Annotated in this window: 20 protein-coding genes and 1 riboswitch; of the genes, 12 read left to right on the forward strand and 8 right to left on the reverse strand. The window is 67.8% G+C overall.

From position 1 onward, the window contains the following. Positions 1–593: 593 nt before the first annotated feature. The 3 genes from ACO2RV_RS17250 to ACO2RV_RS17260 are packed head-to-tail and all read left to right on the forward strand — an operon-like array spanning position 594 to position 3,370. On the forward strand, positions 594–1,514 hold the full coding sequence (locus ACO2RV_RS17250; protein WP_423295192.1) for a heme/hemin ABC transporter substrate-binding protein: 921 nt from the start codon (positions 594–596) through the stop codon (positions 1,512–1,514). Continuing rightward, on the forward strand, positions 1,511–2,602 hold the full coding sequence (locus ACO2RV_RS17255; protein ID WP_423295194.1) for a FecCD family ABC transporter permease: 1,092 nt from the start codon (positions 1,511–1,513) through the stop codon (positions 2,600–2,602). Before ACO2RV_RS17250 ends, ACO2RV_RS17255 begins: the two co-directional genes overlap by 4 nt. 3 nt (positions 2,603–2,605) lie before the next feature. Then, the gene (locus tag ACO2RV_RS17260; RefSeq protein WP_423295196.1) at positions 2,606–3,370 is read left to right on the forward strand and encodes a heme ABC transporter ATP-binding protein; all 765 of its coding nucleotides are present in this window, start codon (positions 2,606–2,608) and stop codon (positions 3,368–3,370) included. 19 nt (positions 3,371–3,389) lie between these two features. On the opposite strand, the gene ACO2RV_RS17265 is transcribed toward ACO2RV_RS17260, so the two are convergent. Both ACO2RV_RS17265 and ACO2RV_RS17270 read right to left on the reverse strand, forming a co-directional pair. Beyond that, complete coding sequence (locus tag ACO2RV_RS17265; RefSeq protein ID WP_423295198.1) at positions 3,390–3,971, reverse strand: biliverdin-producing heme oxygenase; 582 nt, start codon at positions 3,969–3,971, stop codon at positions 3,390–3,392. 43 nt (positions 3,972–4,014) lie between these two features. Next, entirely contained in the window at positions 4,015–6,219 is a 2,205-nt protein-coding gene (locus ACO2RV_RS17270) for a TonB-dependent hemoglobin/transferrin/lactoferrin family receptor (RefSeq protein ID WP_423295201.1), read from the reverse strand. A gap of 623 nt (positions 6,220–6,842) precedes the next feature. Here ACO2RV_RS17270 and ACO2RV_RS17275 point away from each other — a divergent pair. Then, a complete protein-coding gene (locus ACO2RV_RS17275) occupies positions 6,843–9,035 on the forward strand; it encodes a putative bifunctional diguanylate cyclase/phosphodiesterase (RefSeq protein WP_423295204.1) in 2,193 nt (730 codons plus the stop codon). A 590-nt stretch (positions 9,036–9,625) separates the two neighbouring features. Further along, positions 9,626–9,845, forward strand: a riboswitch (cobalamin riboswitch). 36 nt (positions 9,846–9,881) lie between these two features. Beyond that, a complete protein-coding gene (locus ACO2RV_RS17280) occupies positions 9,882–10,559 on the forward strand; it encodes an energy-coupling factor ABC transporter permease (protein ID WP_423295206.1) in 678 nt (225 codons plus the stop codon). 4 nt (positions 10,560–10,563) lie between these two features. On the opposite strand, the gene ACO2RV_RS17285 is transcribed toward ACO2RV_RS17280, so the two are convergent. Beyond that, positions 10,564–12,003: an amidase gene (locus ACO2RV_RS17285; RefSeq protein ID WP_423295208.1), complete on the reverse strand. Its 1,440-nt coding sequence runs from the start codon at positions 12,001–12,003 to the stop codon at positions 10,564–10,566. 95 nt (positions 12,004–12,098) lie between these two features. Continuing rightward, positions 12,099–13,556: an AMP nucleosidase gene (locus ACO2RV_RS17290; protein ID WP_423295210.1), complete on the reverse strand. Its 1,458-nt coding sequence runs from the start codon at positions 13,554–13,556 to the stop codon at positions 12,099–12,101. Positions 13,557–13,708: 152 nt separating this feature from the next. Here ACO2RV_RS17290 and ACO2RV_RS17295 point away from each other — a divergent pair, with 152 nt between their 5' ends. After that, complete coding sequence (locus tag ACO2RV_RS17295; RefSeq protein WP_423295433.1) at positions 13,709–15,502, forward strand: methanol/ethanol family PQQ-dependent dehydrogenase; 1,794 nt, start codon at positions 13,709–13,711, stop codon at positions 15,500–15,502. 3 nt (positions 15,503–15,505) lie between these two features. Here the strand turns inward: ACO2RV_RS17295 and ACO2RV_RS17300 are convergent, their stop codons facing one another. Next, positions 15,506–16,381: a DMT family transporter gene (locus ACO2RV_RS17300; RefSeq protein ID WP_423295213.1), complete on the reverse strand. Its 876-nt coding sequence runs from the start codon at positions 16,379–16,381 to the stop codon at positions 15,506–15,508. A gap of 166 nt (positions 16,382–16,547) precedes the next feature. Here ACO2RV_RS17300 and ACO2RV_RS17305 point away from each other — a divergent pair, with 166 nt between their 5' ends. Continuing rightward, a complete protein-coding gene (locus tag ACO2RV_RS17305; RefSeq protein ID WP_423295435.1) occupies positions 16,548–17,894 on the forward strand; it encodes a PLP-dependent aminotransferase family protein in 1,347 nt (448 codons plus the stop codon). A gap of 93 nt (positions 17,895–17,987) precedes the next feature. Continuing rightward, a complete protein-coding gene (locus ACO2RV_RS17310) occupies positions 17,988–18,386 on the forward strand; it encodes an acyl-CoA thioesterase (protein ID WP_423295215.1) in 399 nt (132 codons plus the stop codon). Between the two features lie 41 nt (positions 18,387–18,427). Here the strand turns inward: ACO2RV_RS17310 and ACO2RV_RS17315 are convergent, their stop codons facing one another. Genes ACO2RV_RS17315 through ACO2RV_RS17325 form a run of 3 tightly spaced genes read right to left on the reverse strand, consistent with a single transcriptional unit; the run spans position 18,428 to position 21,337 of the window. Then, positions 18,428–19,213, reverse strand: a complete 786-nt coding sequence (locus ACO2RV_RS17315) for an NAD(P)-binding domain-containing protein (protein ID WP_423295217.1) — start codon at positions 19,211–19,213, stop codon at positions 18,428–18,430. Between the two features lie 56 nt (positions 19,214–19,269). Then, positions 19,270–20,262 (reverse strand): transcriptional regulator GcvA, encoded by a 993-nt coding sequence (gene gcvA, locus ACO2RV_RS17320; RefSeq protein WP_423295219.1) that lies wholly within the window; start codon positions 20,260–20,262, stop codon positions 19,270–19,272. A gap of 1 nt (position 20,263) precedes the next feature. Next, positions 20,264–21,337, reverse strand: coding sequence for an LLM class flavin-dependent oxidoreductase (locus ACO2RV_RS17325; RefSeq protein ID WP_423295221.1), 1,074 nt, complete (start codon positions 21,335–21,337; stop codon positions 20,264–20,266). A gap of 333 nt (positions 21,338–21,670) precedes the next feature. Between ACO2RV_RS17325 and ACO2RV_RS17330 the strand changes: the two genes are divergently transcribed. The 4 genes from ACO2RV_RS17330 (at position 21,671) to ACO2RV_RS17345 (ending at position 25,956) form a co-directional block, all read left to right on the forward strand. Beyond that, the gene (locus ACO2RV_RS17330) at positions 21,671–22,402 is read left to right on the forward strand and encodes an SDR family NAD(P)-dependent oxidoreductase (protein WP_423295223.1); all 732 of its coding nucleotides are present in this window, start codon (positions 21,671–21,673) and stop codon (positions 22,400–22,402) included. Positions 22,403–22,437: 35 nt separating this feature from the next. Then, entirely contained in the window at positions 22,438–23,520 is a 1,083-nt protein-coding gene (locus ACO2RV_RS17335; protein WP_423295225.1) for an LLM class flavin-dependent oxidoreductase, read from the forward strand. Positions 23,521–23,626: 106 nt separating this feature from the next. After that, complete coding sequence (locus ACO2RV_RS17340) at positions 23,627–24,862, forward strand: branched-chain amino acid ABC transporter substrate-binding protein (RefSeq protein ID WP_423295227.1); 1,236 nt, start codon at positions 23,627–23,629, stop codon at positions 24,860–24,862. Continuing rightward, entirely contained in the window at positions 24,859–25,956 is a 1,098-nt protein-coding gene (locus ACO2RV_RS17345) for a branched-chain amino acid ABC transporter permease (protein ID WP_423295229.1), read from the forward strand. Before ACO2RV_RS17340 ends, ACO2RV_RS17345 begins: the two co-directional genes overlap by 4 nt.

The raw sequence follows: 25,956 nt of genomic DNA on the forward strand, positions 1-25,956 counted from the left end.
CGATGGTACTATGTCTCAAGACCTGGGAGAGTAGGTCGCTGCCAGGCCTGCAAAACACAGCACGCTTCCATGCGAAACCAACCAAAACGCCGCCCCGCGATAAACCGCAGGGCGGCGTTTTGCGTTCGGGGGAAAAGAACGACGCTGAGATGGACTGGCAGCGGGACCGAGGTCGCCTCCGCGAAACACCGGGCGCATTTGGCCGCCGAGACCAGCTTGCCAACTCGCCGCCTCAGACCGGGCCGATACGGGAATTCGCCCGAATCCGCCATCGCACGATGATTAGGGTCGGCGAACGGGCGGAGTGTCCGGGCGGCAGGAATGGTGGCTTCCCGCAGATATCTCGTCACCCGTCTCAGCCCCGACTGCGAACGCGTCGCGGGCGGAACTTCAGCCGTGGCAGTGCTCGCCGGGCGGTGCGGACCCGGCATCAGACGCATCAGGCGTTACTGTCTTTCATTGCAATAAATACAATAAACGGCCGCCGATGATTTATTCGTTCTACTTCGGATGACTTGGCGTTATCAGAATGCGCACACAATCAATCCAGCTCCGCGCCGGCGGCACCCGTCGGTATCGGAAAGGAAGGTGTCATGTCGCGATCCCGCCTTCGCCTGCTGACAATGGTCGTGGCAGTGCTTGGCCTCGTTGTCGCGCCTCGTTCGGCTGCCCCGCAAGTAAGCCTCGACACAGGCCGCGTGGTCGCCATCGGCGGAGCGGTGACGGAGACTCTTTTCGCGCTCGGCCTCGGCAATCGCGTCGTCGCCGTCGACACGTCGAGCACCTATCCGCCCGAGGCACTCGCGAGCCGGCCGAATGTCGGCTACATCCGCGCCCTGTCGCCCGAGGGCGTGCTCTCGGTGGGCCCGAGCGTCATCATCGCGCAGGAGGGCGCCGGCCCGCCGGATGCGGTCGGCGTGCTGAAGGCGGCATCCGTCCCCGTGGTGATGATTCCCGAAGCGCGCGATCCGGCGGCGGTGAGCGCCAATATACGCCGCATCGCCGAAGTGATGGGTGTGGCCGCGCGGGGCGAGGAACTGGCGGGTGCCGTGGAGCGCGATTTCGCCGCTGTGGCGGCGATGCGCGAGAGGATCGCCCAGCCGCGAAGCGCCGCTTTCGTGCTCTCCGCCTCCGGTTCGGCTCCCGTTGTCGGCGGGGCGGGAACCAGCGCGGATGCCATGTTCAGGCTGGCCGGCGTCGGCAACGCCATGGCGGCCGTCACCGGCTACAAGCCGGCCGTCGATGAGGCCATCCTTGGTGTCGACCCTTATGCGATCATCCTGATGAAGGACCGCAACCATGAGCTCTCCGACGAGGCGTTGCGGGCGATGCCGGCCTTTGCGGGCACGCGGGCGGCGCGCGCGGGGCGTCTGCTGCGCATCGACGGGGGCTATCTCCTGAGTTTCGGCCCGCGCACGCCACAGGCGGCGCGCGATCTTGCTGCGCTGGTCTATCCCGAGCTCGAACTGCCGCCGCTGCCGGCCCATTCCTGGACCGGCGGTACGGGGCAGTGAGCGGGGCGGGCCTCGCCTTGCCCGCCGACGGCGCGCCGCGCCGGCCGGGGGCGCGCGTCGGCCTCGCGCTATGCGGCGCGCTGTTGATCGCCGGCTTCCTGGCCTCGCTCGCCATCGGTCCGGTCACGGTCGCACCGGAGCGGGTGCTCGCCATCCTCACGGATGCGCTCGCGGGCAGGCGGCCGGCGACCGGGGCCGGTTTGCGCGAGGTGGTGATCGTGCTCGACATAAGGCTGCCGCGCACCTTGCTCGGCCTGATGGTCGGCGCCGGAATCGCCGTGGGCGGCGCGCTCATGCAGGGCATTTTCCGCAATCCGCTGGCCGACCCGGGCTTGATCGGCGTCTCCAGCGGCGCGGCGCTCGCGGCGGTGATCTGGATCGTGCTCGGCGGGCAGCTCGCGACCCTCCTGCCCACGGTTCTCGCGGATGTGGGCCTGCCGCTCGCCGCCTTCCTCGGCGCGCTGGCGGCGACCGTGGCGCTCTATCTCATTTCGACGCGGGAGGGGCGTACCTCGGTGCCGACCATGCTGTTCGCCGGCATCGCCATCGGCGCGCTGGCCAATGCCGGTACGGGAGTGATGATCTTCATGGCGTCCGACCAGCAATTGCGCGATTTCACCTTCTGGTCGTTCGGCAGTCTCGGCGGGGCGACCTGGCGCAAGGTCGGCGCGGCGCTACCCTTCATGCTGCTGCTGGGCCTTGCCGCCTCGCGCCTCGGCCGCGCGCTCGATGCGCTGGCGCTCGGGGAGGCGGAGGCCTTCCATGTCGGCGTCGACGTGCAGCGCACCAAGCGCGTCGCCATCGCCGCCATCGCCGCCGGCACCGGCGCGGCGGTTGCGGTCGCCGGCGTCATCGGCTTCGTCGGCCTGGTGGTGCCTCATCTGATCCGCCTCGCGCTGGGGCCGGGTCATCGCCTGCTGTTGCCGGCGAGCGCGCTGCTCGGCGGCGCGTTGCTGCTGGCGGCCGATGTGGTGGCACGCACGCTCGCTAGCCCCGCCGAACTGCCGCTTGGCGTCGTCACTGCGGCGGTGGGCGCGCCCTTCTTCATCGGCCTGCTGCTGAAGCGCCGCGCCGCTCTGTTCGGATAAGCCATGTATCGCGCCGACGACATCACCTTGGCCGCGGGCGGGCGTCTGCTGCTCGACAACGCGCAGGCCAGTGTCGCTCCGGGCCGGGTGACCGTGCTGATCGGTCCGAACGGGGCCGGCAAGTCGACGCTGCTCAAGGTGATGGCGGGCGAGCTGAAGCCGCAGCGCGGTTGCGTCAGGCTGGAGGACCGGGATATTGCCGGGCTTGCGCCGGTGGTGCTGGCGCGGTTGCGGGCCGTGGTGCCGCAGAGGGCGCAGGTCGCCTTCCCCTTCACCGTCGCCGAAGTGGTGGCGATCGGCGCGGCCGATGGCCGGGGCGCGGCGGATGTCGTTCGCCGGGTGCTGGCGGCGGTCGAACTTGCCGGCTTCGAAGGGCGCGCCTATGAGCTCCTGTCGGGCGGCGAGCGCCAGCGCGTGCAGATCGCCCGTGCGCTGGTCCAGCTGGAGCAGGGGCACGGCGCGGGCTATCTGCTGCTCGACGAGCCGACGGCGAGCCTCGACCTTGCCCAGCAGGTGCTGGTGGTGCGGCTGATGCGCAAGCTGGCGAGGGAGAGGGGCACCGGCGTACTGGCGGTGCTGCACGACCTCAACCTCGCCGCGATGGCGGCTGATGAGATCGTCGCGCTGAAACAGGGCCGCGTGGTCGCGCGGGGGACGCCGGCCGAGGTGATCACGGATGTCGCGATCACCGCGCTTTACGGCGTCAGTACCCGGGTCGGCTGGGCACCGCAGACACCGTTCCTGCTGCCGCAATCGGCCGAGAGCTGAGCCCCCGGCCGAGGGGCGGTCAGGAGAGTTCCTGCTTCACCAGGTCGAGCACATGGGCGAAGGCGGCGGCGGCAGCGCCCTGCGCCGCCAGATCCTCCGCCTCGTTCATCTCGGCGGCGTCGAGCGCGGCGGTGAAGCGGCGCCAGTGCAGGCCGCGCCCTTCCGAGTGGGCGGCGAGGTGGCGCGCCCCATGCGCGTCGGAAAAGCCGATCTTGGCGGCGTCCTTGGCGAGGAAGGCGGCGCCCATATTGGAGCCCTCGACCACATAGAGCCAGCCCAACGCCTCGCCTTTCGGCCGGCGAGGCCCGAACTCCGCCGCCGGCGGCTCGAGGCCGAGGTCGACGAAGTCCTGCTCCAGCGCCTTCAGCCGTGAGCGGGCGGAAAGCTCGGGCAGCAGCGATTGCAGCGCCGCATCCGCGTAGAGCGGCTCGACATGCCGGTGCAGCCTGTACTGGAAGCGTAGGAAGCGGGCATAACTCTCCGGGCTGGCGAAGGGCGCCGCGGCCATCACCGCATTGTCCACCTGCTCATGGGCGGCGCTGGTCGCCGCCTTGAGGCGCTTGGCCCGGGCCGAAGGGTTGGCATCCGTCACGATCGTCATCAGTCCCTGCCTGAAATTCTGCCGCACGCGCCTTGGGGGCAGGTCACTTGGTGATGAGCGCGGGAGAGGCCTGCGCCACCTCCCCGCCGCCGAAGCGCACGGTCAGGCCGGCTTTCACCGTCAGCCCGGCGCTCGGCAGGAAGTTCTCATACTGGGTGTACTGCTCGTCGAGAAGGTTCTCGACCGACAGGCGCCACAGCGTGTTCGGGTTCGGCTGGTAGCCGGCATAGAGACTCACCAGGTTGAAGCTGTCCGTCGGCTCGTAGACCGCATTGGTCGGCAAGTCCGCCTCGGTGACGGCCGCGACCGCCGTCCAGCTCGCCGCGACGGTCAGCTTGTTGTCGAGGAAGCGGAAGCCGATCGTGGTGGTGATCTGGTCCGGCGGAATAGTGGAGAGCGGCTGGCCGGCATCCTCGCCCGCCGTCACCTCGCCGGTCGTGGTCTGGCCGGCAAGGCGCAGGAACCACGGGCCGGCGTCATAGGTGCCCTCGAATTCAAAGCCGCGCAGCCGCGCTTCCTGCACGTTCTGGTACTGCGCCAGCGAGTAGCCATTGTAAGCCACGCAGCGCCCGCGCACCATCATGATGCAGGCCGGACTGCCGAAGGTGACCAGCTCGATATAGTCCTCGACGTCGTTCTGGTAGTAGTTCGCCTTGATGCGCAGCCGGTCGCCGTCCCTAAACAGGCCGTCCTTCTTGATGTTGACGCCGATTTCCTTGTTCTTGCCGATTTCCGCCTTGAGGTTCGGATTGGCGATGAAGGTGAACGGCGCGAGCCCGCCGGTGAAGAACGCGGGATGGGCGCCGGAGACCAGCGCCTCGGTGACGGAAGGCGCGCGATAGCCTTCCGCATAAGTGCCGTAGACGGTGAGCCATTCCCAAGGTGTCACGCCGAGCGTGAACTTCGGCGAGAGCCGGTCGCCATCGGTGCCGCCATCGTCGGAGGAGAGCGAATAGGCATCGTAGCGCAGGGCGGCGATCGCCTCCAGCCAGGTGGAGTAGTTCGCCTTCCACTGCACGAAAGCGCCGCCGACGCCGCGCGTGCCCGAGGGGTTGTAGCCCTCGCCGAAGCCGTAATTGTCGGTGTTGTTCACGTCGTCGTGGAAATAGTCGCCGCCATAGGTGATGGCGTTCTCCACCGCGCCCCAGTCGAAGCGGCTGGTATTGTTGACGTCGAAACCGACCGTGTTGATGACGAAGCTGCGGGGATCGCCGACGGCGCCGGTGATCGCGCTGGAACTGCCCGACACCTTCACCTGGTCCTGGTCGACCTGGTTCCAGTAGATCTGCGAATTCCAGTCGAACAGGTTGTCGTCGGGATTCTCGTAGTTCCAGCTCAAGGTGACGGTGCGGTTGGCGACGTCGGTCGCGTAGTTGGTCGCCGTCGACGATGCACTGCTGCTGGTGGTGTACTGGCTCTCATAGTTGAGGGCGCTGAGCTTGACCTCGTGGAAGTCCGCCGGGCGCACCGTGATCTTGGCGAGGCCGGTCCAGGTGTCGTAGGCGGTATCCTCGACCTCGTTGCCGTCGCCGTCCTTGTAATTGTCCTGGTTGCGGTAGGTGCCGCCGACGAAGATGTCGACGTTCTCGTTCACGCGCGCCGCGGCGAGCAGCGAGCCGTAACCCATCGGGCCGTTGCTGCCGATCTCGCCATCTGCCTCGACGCCCCAGGTATCGCCGCTGGCGATGATGTCGTTGGCATCCTTGGTGCGCATCGTCACCACGCCGCCGATGGCGCCCGAACCGTAGATGTTCGACACCGGGCCGCGCACGACGTCGACATTGGCGATCAGGCCGGGCTCGACGAAGAAGCTGCCGGCGCCGTTGCCGTGGCCGAGCTGGGTGAAATTCTGCCGCGCGCCGTCGATGATGACCGCGACGCGGCCGAAGTCCTGCAGGCCGCGAATATTGATGGCGGTCTGGGTCGAATTGCCGTTCTGGATCGCGGTGACGCCGGGCATGCCGCGGAACAGGTCCTGCGTGCGTGTCGGCATCATCATCTCGATCGTGTCGGGGCGCACCACGCTGACCGCCGCCAGGGTGTCGATCCAGCTTTCCTGCGTGCGGGTGGCGACGACGGTGATCGGATCGAGTTCGACGAACTCATCCGTGGCGACCACCGCCGCGCTCGACCCGGTCTCCGCCTGCTGCGCCATTGCGGGGGCCGCGGCGAGCAAGGCGAGAAGCGAGACGCCCTGCCCGATGGAACGGATGCGACGGGTGGGCAGGCGGCGGGTCGTGCGTGTCATCATTCATCCCCAGGCCTGTGCGGCCAGCCATCACGAGGTCTGCAAAACCCCGGCTTCATGTTGAGAAGAGCGAAGAATCCCCCGATCGACGCTCATGCATAGATTGCTTATGTGGGGGCAAAAGTGGAGTCAATTAAGCGGATATCAGTTTATAGACGCCGTAAAATCTTGCTGATTCTGGAATAGTTCGATCAAGAGTATCAGTTTTTATTCGATGTAATGTAAGTTAGGGGCTCACATGCAAATTATATCGATTTGAATCTGAGCCCTAAGGTCTTGCAGGGACCCTGTTTTGCGCGGCGAGAGGGTGGAGGTGAGGTACCCTCGCGACAACGGCCCTGCGTTTGGCGCCGCCACGTTCGGCTCGCCGTCCGGTCGATGTCCGGGATGGCCGCGGCACGAAAGCGCCCACCTGTGATGGAAATGCCACGCTGCGGTGTAGGAGGTTCGACGCTACCGCTTTCCGTCCTATCGAAATCCGGCTACGTACAATGAGTCCAGTTCGTCGCGTACGGGCCAGTCTGACGGAATCTGGGTGGCGCAACGACGTATCCTCTTCGTCGTTGCGTGGGCGGCAAAGGCGAACGTCCAGAAAGGTGCGAGTCGTGGCCGAGGACATCGGGATGTCCAGCCGGCTTCTCTCGGCGATGAGCGGTTTCATCGCCGGGCTGAACACGAACCGCGGCTGGCGGCTGGAACTCGCCGAGCTGTGGCCCCGCCTCTGCGCGGATCTCTCCCTCAGCCGCGCCGCTCTGTTCGAGGTTCACGCCTCCCGCGGACCGGGGCTGACGGTGACGTGCGAGGTCGACTGGGCGCGGCCCGGTCTGCATTCCCTCGCCGACAATTCCCATCCGCCGGTAAGGCCGGCCATGGTGGATGCCCGCCAGCGCGACTGGGCGGAGCGGCGCACGCGCGGCGAGGTCATCGAGGGGCGAACGCGGGACCTCGACGGCTATCTCGGCGCCTATTTCCGCGCGGCCGGCATTGTCAGCTTCTACACCGTGCCGGTGATGGTGGATGGGCACTGGTGGGGGCATTTCTGCGTCAGTTCGGACGACCCGGAACGGATCTGGAGCGAGGACGAACGCACCACCTTCCAGGCGCTGGCGGCGCTCATCGCCCTAGCGGTCGAGCGCTCCCGCGCCGGGCGCGCGCTCAGCGAGGCGAGCCGCCTCGCCATGCTCGCGGCCGCGCTCGACAGCATCGTCACCATCGACGAAGCCGGGCAGATCGTCGACTTCAATCCCGTCGCCGAAGCCATGTTCGGCTATACGAGACGGGCCGTCATCGGCCGCCCCCTCAGCGATACGATCGTGCCGCCGCAGCACCGCCACGCCCATCAGTCGGGCATGGCGCGCTACATGGCCGGTGCCGAGCCGCATATCCTTGGCCGCCGCATCGAGATCGAGGCCATCACCGCCGATGGCCGCATCTTTCCGATCGAACTGACCGTTACCGAGATTCGCACCGATCGCCGCCGGCTGTTCACCGCCTATCTGCGCGATATCTCCGACCGGGTGCGCGCCAAGGAGGCGCTGGAACGGCTCGCTTATAGCGATCCGGTCACCAACCTGCCCAACCGGGCCGGCATCGTGCGCCTCATCCAAGCCGAAGGCCGTCCACCGGTCGCGGCCCTGGTGATGCGCCTGCCGGACCTCGCCATCCTCGCGGCCAGCCTGGGCGAGGAGTTCATCCATCCGCTGGTGACCTCCGTCGCGGGCCGTCTCAAGGGTTTCCTGCCGCAGATGGCGCGCCTCGCGCGTACCGGCGAGAGCGAGTTCGCCGTGATCCTCACGGAACCCAGCGGGATCGACGTGCTCGGCGCACAGGTGGAGGGACTGATGCACGCGCCGGTGGAGGTGGAGGGGCGGCGCTTCCATCTGCGCACCAATATCGGCATCGCCAGCGGTTCCGCGCCAATCGAACAGATTCTGCGCGACGCGGAGATGGCCTCCAGGGCCGACCGATGCGGGCGCTGGCGGCTGTTTGACGAATCCCTGCGCGCCGACCATCAGCGTCGCCTCGATCTGGAGGAGGCGCTACGCGACGCGGTGACCCAGAACGCCGATGACCTGCACCCGGTGTTCCAGCCCATCGTCAACAGCCGGACCGGGCAGGTGATGGGTTTCGAGGCGCTCGCACGCTGGAACCACCCACGTCTCGGCACGGTGTCGCCGGCCGACTTCATCCCGCTTGCCGAGGCGGCGGGTCTGGTCGACCGGCTTGGCGATCTGATGCTGGAGCGCGCGGTGGAGAGCTGCGCGCGGTGGAATGCCATCCGGCGGGTGAAGGGCCTGGCGCCGCGCTACGTCTCGGTGAACCTCGCCGCGTCCCAGCTCTCCGCGCCCGATCTGGTGCCGCGCATCGCGGCGGTGCTGTACCGGCATGGCGTTTCCGGCGACTCGCTGCGGCTGGAATTGACCGAAAGCGCGCTGCTGTCGCAGCCGGAGACAGCGGTCAGCGTGATCCAGCAGCTGAAAGCGCTGGGCTGTTCGGTGGCGATCGACGATTTCGGCACCGGCTATTCCAGCTTCAGCTATCTCCAGCATCTGCCCGCCGACGTGCTGAAGATCGACCGCTCCTTTCTTCTCGACCTCACACCGCAATCGCGCGCCCGCAAGATCGTGGCGGTGATGGTGGATCTTGCCCATGCACTGGGCATGTCGGTGGTAGCGGAGGGGATTGAGGACCCGGAAATCCTCGAAGCGGTCGAGGTGCTGGGCTGCGATTACGTGCAGGGCTATCTGACCGGCCGGCCGATGCCGTTCGAGGCCGCGCTCGTCCATGAGGACGGCGTTCGCTGGCCGCGCGCCTGATCCTGCCCGATTCGCTCGTCCGCCGGCGCCGTTTCGGCACTCAGAACATTCTCAGAGTGAAGGCGATGAGGACACCGGTGAAAACCAGAAGACCGGCCTTGAAGAAGATGCCACCTGCTTCCTGCATGGTTTGCCACCTGCCGAAATGAGGAAGATGGGCGCCCATCCGTGCTGAGCGCACCTCAATTCGACCAAGCAATCTCCATGCCCGAATCAGCGCCGTCGGCGCCCTGGCAGCCCACCCAACCGTGGGCCGCGGGAACCGAGCGTCAGGCGAAGATTGTCATGAGGCAGGCGCCGATCAGCACTGCCAACATGATGAAGGCGTGCGGCGCATAGGCGACACTGCCCTCGCTTGAACCGTCCTGCATGGCGACCTCCCGTTAGGTGATTGATTATTATGATTTCGGTTAAACTATTTTTAATTTCGATACGATTTGCAAGAGAAACACGCAACGATGTTACCGTTTTGCGACCACTCGCCGCAGCCTCGGCGCATCGCGTAGGCATCGGCGCCCCGCTGCGGAACGGGCGCTGATGTCTGAGCCGCCGGAACGGGCCGCGGCTTGACTTTATGCAACGGGCGGCGCGCTGATATCCGCGTGCATGGTGTCCGGATGGGGCGACTCGTCCGGATGAAACGGGAATGGGGAAGGGTGCGTGCGCCCGAAGCCCCGACCGCCCCCGCGACTGTGAGCGGCGAGCGGCCTTCCATCACGCCACTGGAACGACCCTTGAGGGTCGGCTGGGAAGGCGGAAGGCTTGCCGTGACCCGCGAGTCAGGAGACCGGCCATGTGCATTGGTCCAACCACACGCCGTCGGGTGAGACGGCAACGGAGAAACATATGCATATCGAACCCGGCCTCGTCGCCGAAGGAAAGATCTGGCTCAGCTATTTCACCGCCGTCGGAGCGGGCGGCTATGCGCTCAAGCTCGCGGCGGATGCGGTGCGCGAACGCGGCCTCATCTCGCTGGTCGCCCGCAGCGTGGCCACGACCGCGCTGGTCTTCGCCTTCTTCGAGGTGCTGCCGCATCATCCGGTCGGTGTGTCGGAGGTGCACCTCATCCTCGGCTCGACGCTGTTTCTGATCTTCGGCGTCGCCCCAGCGGCCATCGGCCTCGCGCTTGGTCTTGCGATCCAGGGCCTTTTCTTCGCGCCCTTCGACCTGCCGCAATACGGCATGAACGTCACCACGCTGCTGGTGCCGCTGTTTGCGCTCACCGCGCTGGCCCGCCGCATCGTCGCGCCGGATACGCCTTATGTGGAGCTGAAGTACCGCCAGGCGCTGGCGCTCTCCACCACCTATCAGGCCGGCATCGTGGCGTGGGTCGCCTTCTGGGCGTTCTATGGCGATGGCCTCACGGCGGCCAACGCCGCCTCGATCTTCACCTTTGGCGCGGCCTACATGCTGGTGATCATCGTCGAGCCGCTGGTCGACCTCGCAGTGCTGGCCGCCGCCAAGGCGCTTCATGGCCTCAAGGGCAGCGCGATCTTCGAGCGCCGGCTCTACAACGCGGCGTGAGAACTCAGGCCGGGAGGTGTTCAGCCTCCCGGCTCTCGATCGCCGGTGGCCGCCGCTCGGGCCAGCGCGTCGCGCGGTGATACTGCTCGCCAATGGTCAGCACCTTCGCGTCGGACCCGAAGGTGCCGATGAGCTGCATCCCGGTGGGAAGGCCTGCCGCCCCGAAGCCGCAGGGCACCGCCAGCGAGGGCAGGCCGATGAGGCTGACCGGCACGACGATCTCCATCCAGCGATGATAGGTGTCCATGGCCCGGCCGTTGATCACCTGCGGCCAGCGCCACTCGGCCGGGAACGGCCAGACCTGCGCGGAAGGCATCGCCAGCAGGTCGTAGCGTGCAAATAGCTCGGCGGCTTTCGCGTACCAACGCGAGCGGGTGACGCTCGCCGCATAGACCTGCGCCGCGCTCACCGTCCGGCCGAACTCGATCTCCCACACCGTTTCCGGCTTGAGCAAGGCGCGCTTCTCCGCGTCCGCCCAGAGCGCGCCCTTCGAGCCGGCATTGAGGAAGCCGCGCAGATGGATCCAGGCCTGCCACAGTTCCTCGGCCGGGAACGGCGGGGCTAGCGGCTCGACATGCGCGCCCAGTTCCTCCAGCACTTTCAGCCCCAGGGCGCACTGGTCGAGAATCCCGGGCTTGCACGGGTAGGCACCGCCCCAATCGGCGAGCCAGCCCACCTTGAGGCCGCGTAGATTGATGTCGAGGCGGTCGGCATAAGTCGCGCGCGGCTGGCCGAACGGCACGGCCGGATTTTCGCCAGCGAGCGTCTCCAGCAGCCGCGCCACATCCTCGACGCTGCGGCCCATCGGCCCGTCGGTCGCCAGCGTCGCCATGAAGGTGTCGCCCTCGGCGTCGGCCGGCACGAGGCCCCAGCTCGGGCGGAAGCCATAGACGTTGCAGAAGGCGGCGGGGTTGCGCAGGCTGCCCATCATGTCAGAGCCATCGGCCACCGGCACCAGCCGGGCCGCCAGCGCCGCCGCCGCCCCGCCCGAGGAGCCGCCAGCGGTGCGCGCGAGATCATAGGGATTGCGCGTCACCCCGAAGACCGGGTTGAAGCTGTGGCTGCCATGGCCCCATTCGGGCGTGTTGGTCTTGCCCGTGAAGATGGCGCCAGCCACACGCAGGCGCGCCGCCACCAGGTCGTCCGTATCCGGCACATGGTCCCGATACAGCGGCGAGCCATAGGTGGTGCGCAGGCCCCGCACCGCGACGAGGTCCTTCACCGCCAGCGGCAGGCCGTGCAGCCAGCCCATCGGCGGCTGGTCGTCCAGCGCCCGCGCCTCGGCCATCAGCTCGTCCGGATCGCGGGGCGAGACGATGGCGTTGATCTCGTCATTGAGGACGGGCAGGCGCCTGAGATAGGCAGCCATGACCTCGGAGGGGCTGACCTGCCGGGAAGCGATCAACCGCGACAGCGCGGTGGCGCTCTCATCCATCAATGACATCGGAGATTCCTTCGCCCGCGACTGCCCGATCCGCGCTCGGGTGATCGACCCTGCGCGGTCCGCGGTCAAGCCCGCCGCGCCCCTATCCTTATTGCCTATCGGAACGGCGGCTCGTCGAAGGAGCGCAGCTTGCGTGAGTGGATGCTGGCGCCGGCCTCGCGCAGCCGGTCCAGCGCGGCAAGGCCGATCTTCAGGTGCTCGCTCACGGCGCGCTCATAGAACGCATTGGCGGCGCCGGGTAGCTTGATCTCGCCGTGCAGCGGCTTGTCCGACACACAGAGCAGCGTGCCATAGGGCACGCGAAGCCGGTAGCCCTGCGCGGCGATGGTGCCCGATTCCATGTCCACCGCGATGGCGCGCGAGAGGTTGATGCGCCGGCGTTCCTGCGTCCAGCGCAGTTCCCAGTTGCGGTCGTCCTGGGTGACGACCGTGCCGGTGCGCAGGCGCCGCTTCAGCTGGTCGCCGCTCTCGCCGGTGACCTCCGCCGCCGCCTGCTGCAAGGCGACCTGCACCTCGGCCAGCGCCGGGATGGGGATGTCCGGCGGCACCAGCTCGTCGAGAATGCCGTCCTGCCTGAGATAGGCGTGGGCCAGTACATAGTCGCCGATGATCTGCGTCTGGCGAAGCCCGCCGCAATGGCCGACCATCAGCCAGCAATGCGGGCGCAGCACGGCGAGATGGTCGGTCACAGTCTTGGCGTTGGAGGGGCCGACGCCGATATTGACCAGCGTCACGCCGGTGCCGTCCGCGCGGATGAGGTGATAGGCCGGCATCTGGTAGCGGTGCCACGGCGCGGCCATCACCCGGTCGGCCGCGCTGGCATCCAGCCCGTCGCGCTCGATGCGGATGCCGCCCGGCGTCACCAGCGCCTCCGCCGTGCCGGCCTCGATCTGCGCGAGGCTCCAGCGCACGAACTGGTCGACATAGCGATGGTAGTTGGTCAGCAGGATCCAGGGCTGGAAGGCGCGCCAGTCGGTGCCGGTATAGTGCACGAGGCGCCGTAGCGAATAGTCGGTGCGCACGGCGTCGAACAGCGAGAGCGGGCGCGGCTCACCCTCGATCAGCTCGAAGGTGCCGTCGGCGATCTCATCGCCGACCAGCGACAAGAGCGGCGTCGGGAAATGCCGGGCGAGATCGGAGGCGGTTATGCTGCCGCGCCCCAGCTCGTCGCCCCCCTCCAGTGCATAGGGGTAGGGGATTTCCTGGTGGCTGACGCCTGTCTCGACGGTCGCGCCATATTCCTCGACCAGCGGCGTGAGCTGGTCGAGCAGATAGGCGCGAAACTCGGCGGGCTGGGTCACGGTGGTCTGGTGCACGCCGGCGACGGCGAACTTCGCGTAGCCCCGCTGGCTCCTCACCACCGGCAGGCGCGCCGGCTCATAGGTCACGCGCAGCAAGGGATAGCGGTAGCGGGCGCGTTCTTCCAGCGTCGGCGCCTGCCCGGTCTCGAAGAAACGCTGCAGGTCGCCGCGCAACGCCTCTCGCGCTGTGCGGTAGAGCATCTCCAGCCGGTCGATGGCCTGCGCCGGGCTCGCTGCTGTCTCGAACATCATGGGATCCGTCACCTCGCTTCCCCGCTGCTACCGCGCTTTGACGCGGGCGTGAAGGCCATCCCCCGTCGGCGGCGCGCCGAATCCGCTTCCGTCGTGCTATCCACGCGGCCGGGGCGAGCCGAGGGAGAAGCCGCTTGCAGAGGATCGGGACAATTCTCGTAGGTGTCGCCGCGCTGCTGCTGGCCGGGGGTGCCCGCGCCGACGACGATGTGTCGGCGGGCATCGCCGATCCGGCGGGGCAGGCGATCCAGACGCTGGACTACGCCAATACGCGCTATTCCCGGCTCGACGAGATCAACGCCGGCAATGTCGGCGCGCTGCAGGTGGCGTGGACGTTCTCGACCGGCGTGCTGCGCGGCCATGAGGGTAGCCCGCTGGTGGTCGACGGGGTGATGTATGTGCACACGCCCTTCCCCAATGCGGTCTACGCGCTCGACCTCGACCAGGACGGGCGCATCCTGTGGAAATACGAGCCGAGCCAGGAGCGCGACGTCGCCGCCATCATGTGCTGCGACCTGGTCAATCGCGGCCTCGCTTACGCGCAGGGCATGGTCTTCCTCGCCCAGGCCGACACCACCCTCGTCGCGCTCGACGCGAAGACCGGCGCGGTGCGTTGGAAGGTCAGGAATGGCGATCCGAAAAATGGCGAGTCCAACACCGCGACCGTGATGCCGGTGAAGGACAAGCTGATCGTCGGCATTGCCGGTGCCGAGTTCGGCGCGCGCGGGCACTTAAGCGCATACAACATCAAGGACGGCACGCTGGCCTGGCGGGCCTGGTCCACCGGCCCCGACGCCGAGATGCGACTCGACCCGGAAAAGACCACCGTGCTCGGCAAGCCGGTCGGCAAGGATTCCTCGCTTGCCAGCTGGGAGGGCGAGCAGTGGAAGGTCGGCGGTGGCGCGCCCTGGGGCTGGTTCGCCTACGACCCCAAGCTCAACCTCGTCTATTACGGCAGTGCCAATCCCGGCACCTGGAATCCCTCGCAGCGTCCCGGCGACAATAAATGGACCAACGCCATCTTCGCCCGCGATGTCGATACCGGCGTCGCCCGCTGGGTCTACCAGATGACGCCGCACGACCAGTGGGACTATGACGGCGTCAACGAGATGATCCTTACCGATCAGACGGTCGAGGGCCGCGTCCGCCCGCTGCTCACCCATTTCGACCGCAACGGCTTCGCCTACACGCTCGACCGCGCGACCGGCGAATTGCTGGTCGCGGAGAAGTTCGACAAGGCGGTGAACTGGGCCACCGGCATCGACCTCGACAAGGCGAGCCCGACCTATGGCCGGCCCCTGCTCGATCCGAAATACGGCACCGAGGCCGAGGGCGAGGACGTCACCTATGAGGGCATCTGCCCCGCCGCCATCGGCGCCAAGAACCAGCAACCGGCGGCGTTCTCCCCAGTCACGGGACTGTTCTACGTGCCGACCAGCGCGCTGTGCATGGATTACGAGCCGTTCCACGTCGACTACGTCGCCGGCCAGCCCTATGTCGGGGCGACGCTCAACATGTATCCCGCCCCCGGCGGCGAGGGGCGCACCGGCGCCTTCGTCGCCTGGGACGGGGTGAAGGGGCGCATCGCCTGGTCGCTGCCGGAGACCTTCTCGGTGTGGTCGGGCGCGCTCGCCACCGCCGGCGGCGTGGTGTTCTACGGCACGCTGGAGGGCTACCTCAAAGCGGTGGATGCGAGGACCGGCAAGGAGCTTTACCGCTTCAAGACGCCCTCTGGCATCGTCGGCAACGTCATGACCTACCAGCATCGCGGCCGGCAATATGTCGCGGTGCTGTCGGGTGTCGGCGGCTGGGCCGGCATCGGCCTCGCCGCCGGCCTGACCGACCCCAATGCCGGCTCGGGCGCCAAGGATGCCTATGCGGCGCTCGGCAGCTATACCGCTTTGGGCGGCCAGCTGACCGTCTTCGCCCTGCCGGACGGGCGCTGACGCTCAGGCGAAGCGCCGGGCGCCGGCGACGCACAGCACCACCAGCCCGGTTGCCGCGATCATCGTCCAGGCGATCGGCTCGCCCAGCAGCAGCCCGGCCAGCGCGAGCCCGAAAAAGGGCTGGAGCAGTTGCAGCTGGCCGACCCCGGCGATGCCGCCGAGCGCGAGGCCGCGATACCAGAACACGAAGCCCACGAGCATGCTGAACACCGAGACATAGGCGAGGCCGAGCCACGCCGGCACGCCGATTCCGCTCCATGCTTCCGGCAAGGTGGCGAGCGCGATCACCGCCATGGCCGGCAGCGCCACCAGCAGTGCCCAGGAGATCACCTGCCATCCGCCCAGCCGGCGCGACAGCCGCGCGCCCTCGGCATAGCCGAGGCCACAGAGCGCGATGGCGGCGATCATCAGCACGTCCCCGGCCAGCGAAGTCGCAGCGCTGTTGGACAGCGCGAAGCCGGCGACCGAGGCGGCGCCGACGAGAGAGAACAGCCAGAAGGCGGGCCGGGGCCGTTCGCCGCCACGCAGGACGCCGAACAGCGCGGTGGCCAGCGGCAAGAGGCCGATGAACACGATGGAGCGGGCGGCGGTGATGTGCTGCAACGCCAGCGCGGTCAGCAGCGGGAAGCCGATCACCACCCCCAGCGCCACGATGGCGAGCGGCACGAGGTCCTGCCGCGCGGGGCGCTGCTGGCGCAGTGCGAGCAGCAGCCCCGCGCCGAGCAGGGCGGCGATGACGGCGCGGGCCGAGGTGAGGAACAGCGGGGTGAAGCCGCCGACGGCGACGCGGGTCGCAGGCAGCGAGGCGCTGAAGATGATGACACCGAGAAGGCCGCTGCCCCATCCCCGGCGGGCAGCTGGCTGGCTCGTGCGTGGCATGTTGGCCTCCCTTGCCGCGCAGCGTCGCGCAGTGACGGGCGATAGCGCGGGCGAAGGTGGCGCGGATAGCGACAGTTCAATACGGTTGGACCAAACAGTATGGATCAGGGGAGCCATACACTTGACCATTCCGACGACAGCAGGCGCGACGCGGACGGAAGCCGTGATGGCGGCGATCCGCCAAAGACTGGCGAGCCGCGCGCTGACGGCCGGGGAAAAACTCCCCTCGATCCGGCAATTCGCCCGCGACATGCAAGTGTCGCCCTCGACCGTGGTGGAAGCCTATGACCGGCTGGCCGCCGAGGGGCTGATCCGCTCGCGTCCCGGCTCCGGCTTCTATGTCGCCGGCACGCCGCCAGCTGCGGCGCTGACGGATGCCGGGCCGAAGCTCGACCGCGCGATCGATCCGTTCTGGGTGTCGCGGCAATCGCTCGATGCCGGGCCGGAGATGCTGCGTCCTGGCTGCGGCTGGCTGCCGCCGGATTGGATGCCGGGCGCGGCGATCCGGCGGGCGACCCGCGCGCTGGCACGGGCCGACGACGCGCTGCTGGCGGAATATGGCGCGACGCGCGGCTCGCTCGCGCTGCGACGGCTGCTCGCACGGCAGTTCGCCGGCGAAGGGCTCGATATCGGACCCGACCAGCTCCTGCTGACCGGCTCGGGCACGCAGGCGATCGACCTTTTGTGCCGGCTGCTGCTCAATCCCGGCGACACCGTGCTGGTCGACGACCCCTGCTACTTCAATTTCCAGGCGGTGCTGCGGGCCAATCGCGCGCGCATCGTCAGCGTGCCCTACACACCGACCGGGCCGGACGTCGCGCTGTTCGTTGATGCGCTCGCGGCCCATCGTCCGCGGCTCTACCTCACCAATGCGGCGCTGCATAATCCGACCGGCGCGACGCTGTCGCCGCAGACCGCGCACCGGATCCTCACCGCGGCGGCGGCGCATGACCTCACTATCGTGGAAGACGAGATCTTCGCCGACTTCGAGCCCGAGCCATCGCCGCGCCTCGCCGCGCTGGATGGGCTTGTCCGGGTGATCCGCATTGGCAGCTTCTCCAAGACGCTGTCGGCCTCCATTCGCTGCGGCTACGTCCTCGCCGCGCCGGAGTTGATCGAGGGCCTTGCCGACCTGCAGGTCGCGACCAATTTCGGCGGGCCGAGCCCGGTCGCGGCCGAACTCGTCCTGCGCACGCTCGGCGACGGCAGCTACCGCAAGCATCTGGCGAGCCTGCGCGGCCGGCTGGCGAAGCGGCGGCGGGAGGTTCTCGGCCAGCTCGAAGGGCTCGGTGCGCAGGCGTGGACGCTGCCGCGCGGCGGCTTCTATCTCTGGTGCCGCCTGCCGGATGGGCGCGCGGCGGCCGAGGTGGCGAAGGCGGCCTTGCGCGAGAAGGTGGTGCTGGCGCCGGGCAACGCGTTCAGCGTCGCCCAGTCGGCCGGCGATCTGATGCGGTTCAACGTGGCGCAGATGCCGCCCGAGGTGTTCCGCGTGCTGCGCGCTTCATTGCGCTGATATGCGCTGATCCGGGAGGTGCCCCGACGTCCTGCGGGGTGGTGCTCGGCGCGAGGATCGGCGAAGTTCGCTCCGCTGGAACAAGGACGACCGATGACGAAGCGCGCCGACGACGAGAACAGAAACCCGCCCTCGGACAGTCCGGTCATCCGGACCATCGCCATGCCGGCGGACACCAATCCGGCCGGCGACATCTTCGGTGGCTGGCTGATGGCGCATATGGATCTGGCGGCCGGCAACGTCGCGACCCGCCGGGCCAAGGGGCGCGCGGCGACGGTGGCGGTCGAGGCGATGAGCTTTCTCAGCCCGGTGCTGGTCGGCGACGAGGTCAGCTTCTATGGCACGGTGATCGCCACCGGACGCACCTCGCTGCGCATCCGCATCGAGGCCTGGCGCCGCAAGCGCGAGAGCGAGGAGATGATCAAGGTGACGGAGGCGACGTTCACCTTCGTCGCCATCGACGACGAGCGCCGGCCGCGTCCGGTCGATTAGCGGGGCCGTTATGGCGGTCGGAGACGGGAAGACGGCCGGCGTCAGCGCCTGGAGCTTGCCAGCAGGACGTGACCCTCGATCACGTCGAGGGCACGGCCGACCTCGTCGAACCAGCCGATTTCCGTGAGATAGCGTCGCCCGCGCTCGTTCAGCCCGCCCCTGGTCTCGTGATGGGCGGGGTCGACCGCCTCGCCCTTCGCAAAGGCGTCGAGGCCGACGGCGGCGAGGCCGGCGAACATGGAGCGCACATAGTGGGTGGCGGTCTCGGGCGCCATGTCGCGCGAGACCAGCCAGTCGATGATGCTGTTCTGCAGGGCGTAGTGCGAGGACATCATCGCGCTGCCATTGGCGATCGCCGCCAGATCGCTTTCCTTGCCGGCGACGATGAGGTCGCCGAGCCCGCCGAACAGATCCTCCACGATTGCGTTGGCGGGGTAGATCACCACCGGGCCCTTGCGCAGGCGGATCGGCGGCAGCGGATTGACCCGCACCACATGTCCCGCCGGCCGCACCTTCTCGCTGACCAGCGCATGCGGCACGCCGGCGAGGAAGCTGACCACGGTCTGGTCGGGGCGGAAGGGCAGGCCCGCAGTGGCCTCGTCGAGCTGGTTGGGCCGCATGCCGAGAAACACCACATCGCTGCCCTCGACCACCGCCGCGCTGCTCTCCGCCCGCTCGACATTGGCATAGCGCGCGGCAAGCGCTTCCGACGTCTCCTTGGAGCGCGGCGACAGCAGAATGGTGCAGCGGTCGCCATGGGTCGCGTGAAGGCCGTCGATCACCGCGCTGACAAGCGTGCCCGTACCGACGAAACCGAGACGCAACATGGCTGTACTCCTGATGAAGTCTGAACAAGGGGGGAGAAAGAAGGGGCGGGCGCGCGTCAGGCGCTTTCGCGTCCTTCGAGGCCGATCCAGCGGCGGAACTCGGCCACGGCCGGCTTTTCCGAGAAATCCGGGCTGGTCAGCACATGGAAGCCGGCGCCGGTCTCGATCTCCAGATCGAACGGGCGCACCAGCCGCCCGGCCTTGAGGTCGCTTTCCGCCAGCAACCGGCTGGCGAGCGCGACGCCCTGGCCCTGCACGGCGGCGTCGAGCATCAGCCCCGCATCGTTGAAATAGAGCGTCTCGTCGAACGCCATGCCTCCGGCTCCGGCGGCGCCGAACCAGCTGCCCCAGAAGCTGCCATTCACCACCTGAAGCAGCGTGTGGCGGATGATGTCGCTCGGCACCAAGAGCGGCGGCCCCTCGCGCAGCAGCGCCGGGCTGCACACCGGGAACAGCCGGTCGGGCGCCAATAGCTCGATGCGCGCATTGGGCCAGTCGCCATGGCCCCAGCGTATGGCGACATCGATGTCCTGGCGATCGAAATCGACGGGATCGTTGGAGGCGAGCAGGGTGACCTTGAACTGCGGATACAGCTGCATGAAGCGCTTCAACCGCGACACCAGCCAGCGCGAGGCGATGGCGGGAGGCGCGTTGACGCATAGCACCACGGGCGCCTTGGGATCGGCGATGCGCTCGCAGGCGCGCACCAGCAGCGCCATGGATTCGCCGACCGCGCTGGCGAGCGCGGTGCCTTCGCGCGTCAGCTCCACGCGGCGTGGCATGCGCCGGAACAGCCGCACTTCCAGCAATTCCTCGAGCTGGCGGATCTGCTGGCTGACTGCCGACTGGGTGACGCAGAGCTCCTCGGCGGCGGTGGTGAAGTTGCCGTTGCGCGCGGCAGCGTCGAACACGCGGAACAGGTTGAGCGGCGGCAGCCGGGCCGCCCGGCGGAGCGGGCGCGGATCGGACGGGGGAACGCGCGGGGCGACAGCCTCGGACACCATGACCGCGGCTTCGTTCACGAGAGGCTCGTCCGTGGGCTTACTCATCTCATGCGGCATCCTGCAGGCCGATGTCCCGGAGCTCGATCAGGCCGTCGAGCCGCGGGATCACATCGCAGCCGAAGCGCTCCAACGAGGCCAGGGTCTCGCGGCGGCCGATGCCGGCAAAGCCCATGAAGCAGGACAGATGCGTCGGTTTCAGGCTGTCCAGTTCCTCAGCCAGCTTGTCGGCGCAATAGCTCGCCGAGCCGATCACCGCATTGTCGAGGAAGTCGTCCAGCGGCGGCTCGTCATTGAGCGGCATCAGCCGCAGGAACGGGCCGTCCTTGCTGGGCTGGGCGGTGGAGAGCGGCACGGCGGCGCGGGCGAGATCGCGCACGCATTGCGCGGCGTGGCGGGCCTCGTCGGGATCGTCGGTGACATAGACATAGCGCTGCACCGCCAGCGGCATGTGGGAGGTGTCGCCGCCGCCGGCCTCCCAGCGTTCGGCGATCACGTCGCGAAACGCCTGCGCCGCCTTCAGCCCGCGATGGCCGAAGCTCATGAACGGGGTGTGGCCGCGCGTCGCCATGCGCGCGAGGATTTCCGGGTGGCTGCTGGCCACGAAGACTTCCGGCATCGCCAGCCCGAACGGGCGCATCGACAGCTCGGTGCGCGGGATACGGTGGAACTGGCCGGAATACTCCACCACGCCGCTGGTCAGGCCCTGTTCCAGTATGTCCCAGGTCTCCAGCATCTTCTGGTAGCGATAGTTCGGATCGACGCGGAAGCGGTCGAATTCATAGGGCTGATAGCCGCAGCCGAGCCCCAGTATCAGCCGGCCGCGCGTCAGCAGATCGGCGAAGGCGGCCTCCTGCACCAGCCGCAGCGGCTCGTAGAACGGCAGCGCCAGCACGGCCGGGCCGAGGCGGATATGGGTGGTTTCCGCCGCGCAATGGGCCACCATCACCAGGGAGGACGGGCAGATCGAATGGTTGGTGAAATGATGCTCGGCGAACCAGGCGACGTCGAAGCCAAAATCCTCCGCCATCTTCACCGTGTCGACCGTGGTGCGCAGCACCGAGGCGGGCGAGGTGTTCCGGTCGTACAGGCCCATGAGGTTGAAGAGGCCGAGTTTTGTCATTGCGGTCCTCCCGTTGCGACGGAACTCGTCCCGGAACGCGCATCCCGGCGCATGCCCCATGGTCCGTCGCAGGCCTGTCACTGTACGCATGCCTGTCATCGCCGACATGGCGCTCTTCATTTCGAAGCATATGAACAGCGCCGGACCGCCGCAAATTAGCTCTTCTTATGCTTGGCCAAGCGCGGCTTTCGGGCCCGCGCCAGCAGCGGCTTTCCTTATCGTTGCATGAGAATTGATCGTTTGTGATCGGTACCGCCGGTCGGGAACACTCGGCCTCAACAACGCCGTCGTGCCTCAAGCGGTGGCACCACCTTTCCAGAGATCGGAGCCTCCATGCAGGGTCAAACCATTATCGTCACCGGTGGCGGCAGCGGCCTCGGCCGCGCCATCTGTCTCGGTCTCGCCGATGCCGGCGCGCAGGTGGCCATTATCGAGATCAATCAGGAGAGCGCGCAGACGGTGATCGACGAGATCACGGCGAAGGGCGGCAAGGCCTTCTCGGTGATCGGCGACATCACCACCCGCGACAGCGCCAGGGCGCTAGTCGACGCGGCGATCGAGAAGGCCGGGCGCATCCATGGCCTGATCAACTGCGCCGGCGTCTATCCGCGCCGCCCGATCCTGGAGATCACCGACGCCGACTGGGACTTCAGCTTCTCAGTCAATGTGCGCGGGCTCTACAACGTCTCGGTGGCGGCCATCGCCCACATGCAGGCGCAAGGCGGCGGGCGCATCGTCAACATCGCCTCGATCGACGCGCTGAAGGCGCATCCGAAGAACGCGCATTACGCGGCGATGAAGGCCGCGGTGGTCAGCCTCACCAAGAGCATGGGTCTCGCGGTGGCACCCGACAACATCCTCATCAACGGCGTCGCCCCGGCCGGCATCGCCACCGAGAAGGCGCGCGCTGCCGGCTTCCTGCCGGAACTCGCGGCGCAGACCGCGCTCGGGCGTGCGGCGGAGCCGGAAGATGTCGCCGATGTGGTGATCTTCCTGGTCTCGGAAAAGAACAGATACATGGTCGGCGAGACTGTCGCGATCAGCGGCGGCTACTTCATCGCCTGATCTTTCGTCTTCTACCTGAAAATCAGAGTATCAAAATGCATTTCGGCATATTCAACCTGATGGGCCTGCGCGACAACCCCGGCGGTGTCGCGGGCGTCATCGACGATACGCGCAGCATGGTGAAGCTGGCCGAAGATATCGGCTTCGACATCGCCTGGTTTGCCGAGCATCACTTCACCAATTACTCGGTCAGCGTGTCGCCGCTGATGGTGGCGGCGCATATGGCGGCTCATACCAGCCGCATTCGGCTCGGTGCCGGCGTGGTGGTGCTGCCGCTCTATCACCCGCTGCGGGTGGCGCAGGAAATCGGCCTGCTCGACCAGCTCAGCGGCGGGCGTGCGGTGCTTGGCGTGGGCACCGGTTATCAGGCCTATGAGTTCGAGCGCTACGGCGCCGACGTCGCGAAGAAGACCGAAATCTTCCTCGAATACTGGTCGGTGGTCGAGCAGGTGCTCGCGGAAGGCCGCGTCGCCTTCGAGGGCAAGCACATCACCGTGCCGGAAACCGCCATCACCGTGCGCCCGGTGCAGCAGCCCATGCCGCCGGTCTATTGCACCTCGCCGCACCCGCCGATCCTGAAGGCGCTGTCGAAATGGGGCGGCGTGCCGTTCATCACCGCCGGCTGGCGCGGTTCCGACGCGCTGTTCGGCATCGCCGAGCAGGTGCGCGCCTCCTGGGTGCAGGGCGGGCTCGACGGCCCCACCATGCCGGTGGCGCTGCAGCAGTACATTCACGTCACCGACAGCGCGAGCGAAGCGCTGGAGGCGGCCGAGCGCGCCCGTTATGTCGGGCGCATGGTGCATGGCCTGCGCAGCAATGTGCTGACGCTCGACGGTTCCTTCGTCGAGGCGGCCCCCATTCCCGACGAGCCGCCACTGGAGACCTTCCGCGACAATCTGCTGATCGGCGACCCCCACCATGTGGCGGAGCGGCTGGTGCAGGAGATCCGTCGGCTCAACCCGCAGCACTACAACTGCTTCTTCCAGTTCGGCGACATGCCGGTCGCCCGCGCGCGGCGCGCGCTGGAGCGCTTCGGCGCCGAAGTGCTGCCGCTGGTCGAGCGCGAGGTCGGGGCCCTGTCGGCCATCGGAAAACCTGTCCCGGTCGCGGCCGAGTGACAGTCCAGTATTCCGGGGCGCCGCCCCGGAAAGGTCCCGCCCCAACCGATCTTTCGAACGACGCGGCCGGCAAAAGGTCGCGCGCCTAACCAGAGGATGGACGAAGATGAATAGGGTACTTTTCTCCGCGGCGACGCTAGCCGCGGTGCTGCTTGGCGCATCCGGCAGCCGGGCGGAAACGCTCGGCCCCGTCACCGACCCGCTTGGGGTGGTGAAGGTCGCCAAGGGCCAGCCGATCCTGATCGGCGGCTATTCCTCGCAGTCCGGCGGCGACACCAACCAGGGCATCGACGAGCTGCGCGGCGCCGAGATCGCCATCAAGGACGCCGGCGGCAAGGTGCTCGGCTTCCCGGTGAAGCTGCTCGGCGAGGACGCCCAGTGCACCGCCGAAGGCGGCCAGACCGCCGCCACCAAGCTGGCGGGCAACAAGCAGATCGTTGCCGTGCTCGGCCCGAGCTGCTCCTCGGGTGCCCGTGCGGGCGCGCCCATCCTGTGGAAGCTCGGCATTCCCAGCGTGGCGATCGGCGCCACCGCGCCGGCGCTGACCGCCGCCGACCGCCCGGACGGCTTCAAGGGCTTCCTGCGCGTCGTGCCGAACGACCTCAAGAGCGCCGCGTTCACCGCCAGTTACGCCTATGACAAGCTCGGCGTGAAGACCGCCGCCACCATCCATGACGGCAGCCCCTATACCGAGCAGCTGGTGCGGGCCTTCGAGAAGGACTTCACCGCCAAGGGCGGCACCATCGTCGCCAGCGAGGCCGTCTCCCCGACCGACACCGACCTGCGCCCGGTGCTCACCCGCATCGCCACCAAGAAGCCGGAACTCATCTTCACCCCGGTCTTCACCTCCACCGTCGGCTTCCTGATGCGCCAGAAGGACGAAGTGGCCGGGCTCGCGGGCACCAAGGTGATCGGCGGCGAAGGCGTGTTCAGCGCCAATGTGATCGAGGCGGTCGGCCCCAAGATCATCGGCTTCCACATCGTCGGCCCTTCGACCGACCTGTTCTCCGAGCGTTTCCCGGTGTTCGTGAAGAACTTCACCGCGGAATATGGCGAGGCGCCGATCGGCGGCTTCAGCGCTTATGGCTATGACGCGGCGCTGCTGACCATGGCGGCCATCAAGGAGGTCGGCAAGACCGACGCGGAAGGCAACCTCTATATCGGCCGCAAGGCGCTGCACGACGCGATGATGGCGACCAAGGCGCTGCCCGGCCTCACCGGCGCGCTGAGCTGCGACGTCCATGGCGATTGCGGCGCGGCGACCTACGCGATCTGGGAGTTCACCAGCGACGACCAGTCCTCCTTCGCGCCCGGCACCAACCCGAAGCGGATCTTTCCGTGAGCGATATCCCGCGCTCCGCGACGGAGCCGGGGGCATTCTCCGAATGGCTGCGCCGGTCGACCTGGGTCGATCATGTGCTTCTCGCCATACGGATCGGTGTCGCGGCTCTCGTCCTGGTGGGTCTGGCCGGCGGTCTCACCGCCGGCACCTACTCCGCCGCCGACTTCGTGTCCTTCACGATGTTCGGCCTCACCATCGGCAGCATCTACGCGCTGATCGCGCTCGGCTACACCATGGTCTACGGCATCCTGCGCATGATCAACTTCGCCCATGGCGACGTGATGATGATCGGGTCTTTCGCCGGGCTGTTCGCGGCGGGGGCGCTGAACGATGTGGGGCTGCTGAACGCCCTGCCGCTGCTGGCGCTGCCGCTGGTGCTCGCCGCCGGCATGGCGGGCGGCGCGGCGATGTCGCTCATCATCGAGCGCATCGCCTACCGGCCCTTCCTGCATGTGCGCTCGCTGGCGCCGCTGATCTGCGCCATCGGCATGTCCTTCGTCCTGCAATATGCCGCGCGCGGCCTGTTCGGCACGCGTAACCGCGCCTATCCGGGCTTTGGCTGGATGGAGGGCACCGTCAGCCTGTTCGGACTGATCGTGCCGATCCCGCAGATCGTCGCTTTTGTGGCCGCGCTTATCGTGCTGGCCGGCCTCTTGGCACTGGTGAAGCTGAGCCCGCTGGGCAAGGCGATGCGGGCGGTGGCGGAAGACCGTGACGCGGCGGCGCTGGTCGGCATCAATGTCGGCGCCGTCATCGTCGCCACTTTCGCCATCGGCGGCGCCATGGCCGGGGTCGCCGGCGTGCTCTACGCGCTGGTGTTCAAGCAGATCACCGTGTTCATGGGCTTCGCCCTCGGCATCAAAGGCTTCGCGGCGGCCATTCTCGGCGGCATCGGCAATCTCGGCGGCGCGCTGCTCGGCGGACTGGTGCTGGGGCTGGCCGAGGCGCTCGGTCCGGCGCTGGTGCTGGAAGGCTTCGGCCTGCCCGCGCCCTACCAGCTCAAGGACGTGATCGGCTACGGCATGCTGGTGATGATCCTGATCTTCCGTCCACAGGGGTTGCTCGGCGAGCGACTCGCCTCGAAGCGGGCCTGA

Source organism: Ancylobacter sp. VNQ12 (assembly GCF_049445835.1).
Taxonomy (GTDB): domain Bacteria; phylum Pseudomonadota; class Alphaproteobacteria; order Rhizobiales; family Xanthobacteraceae; genus Ancylobacter.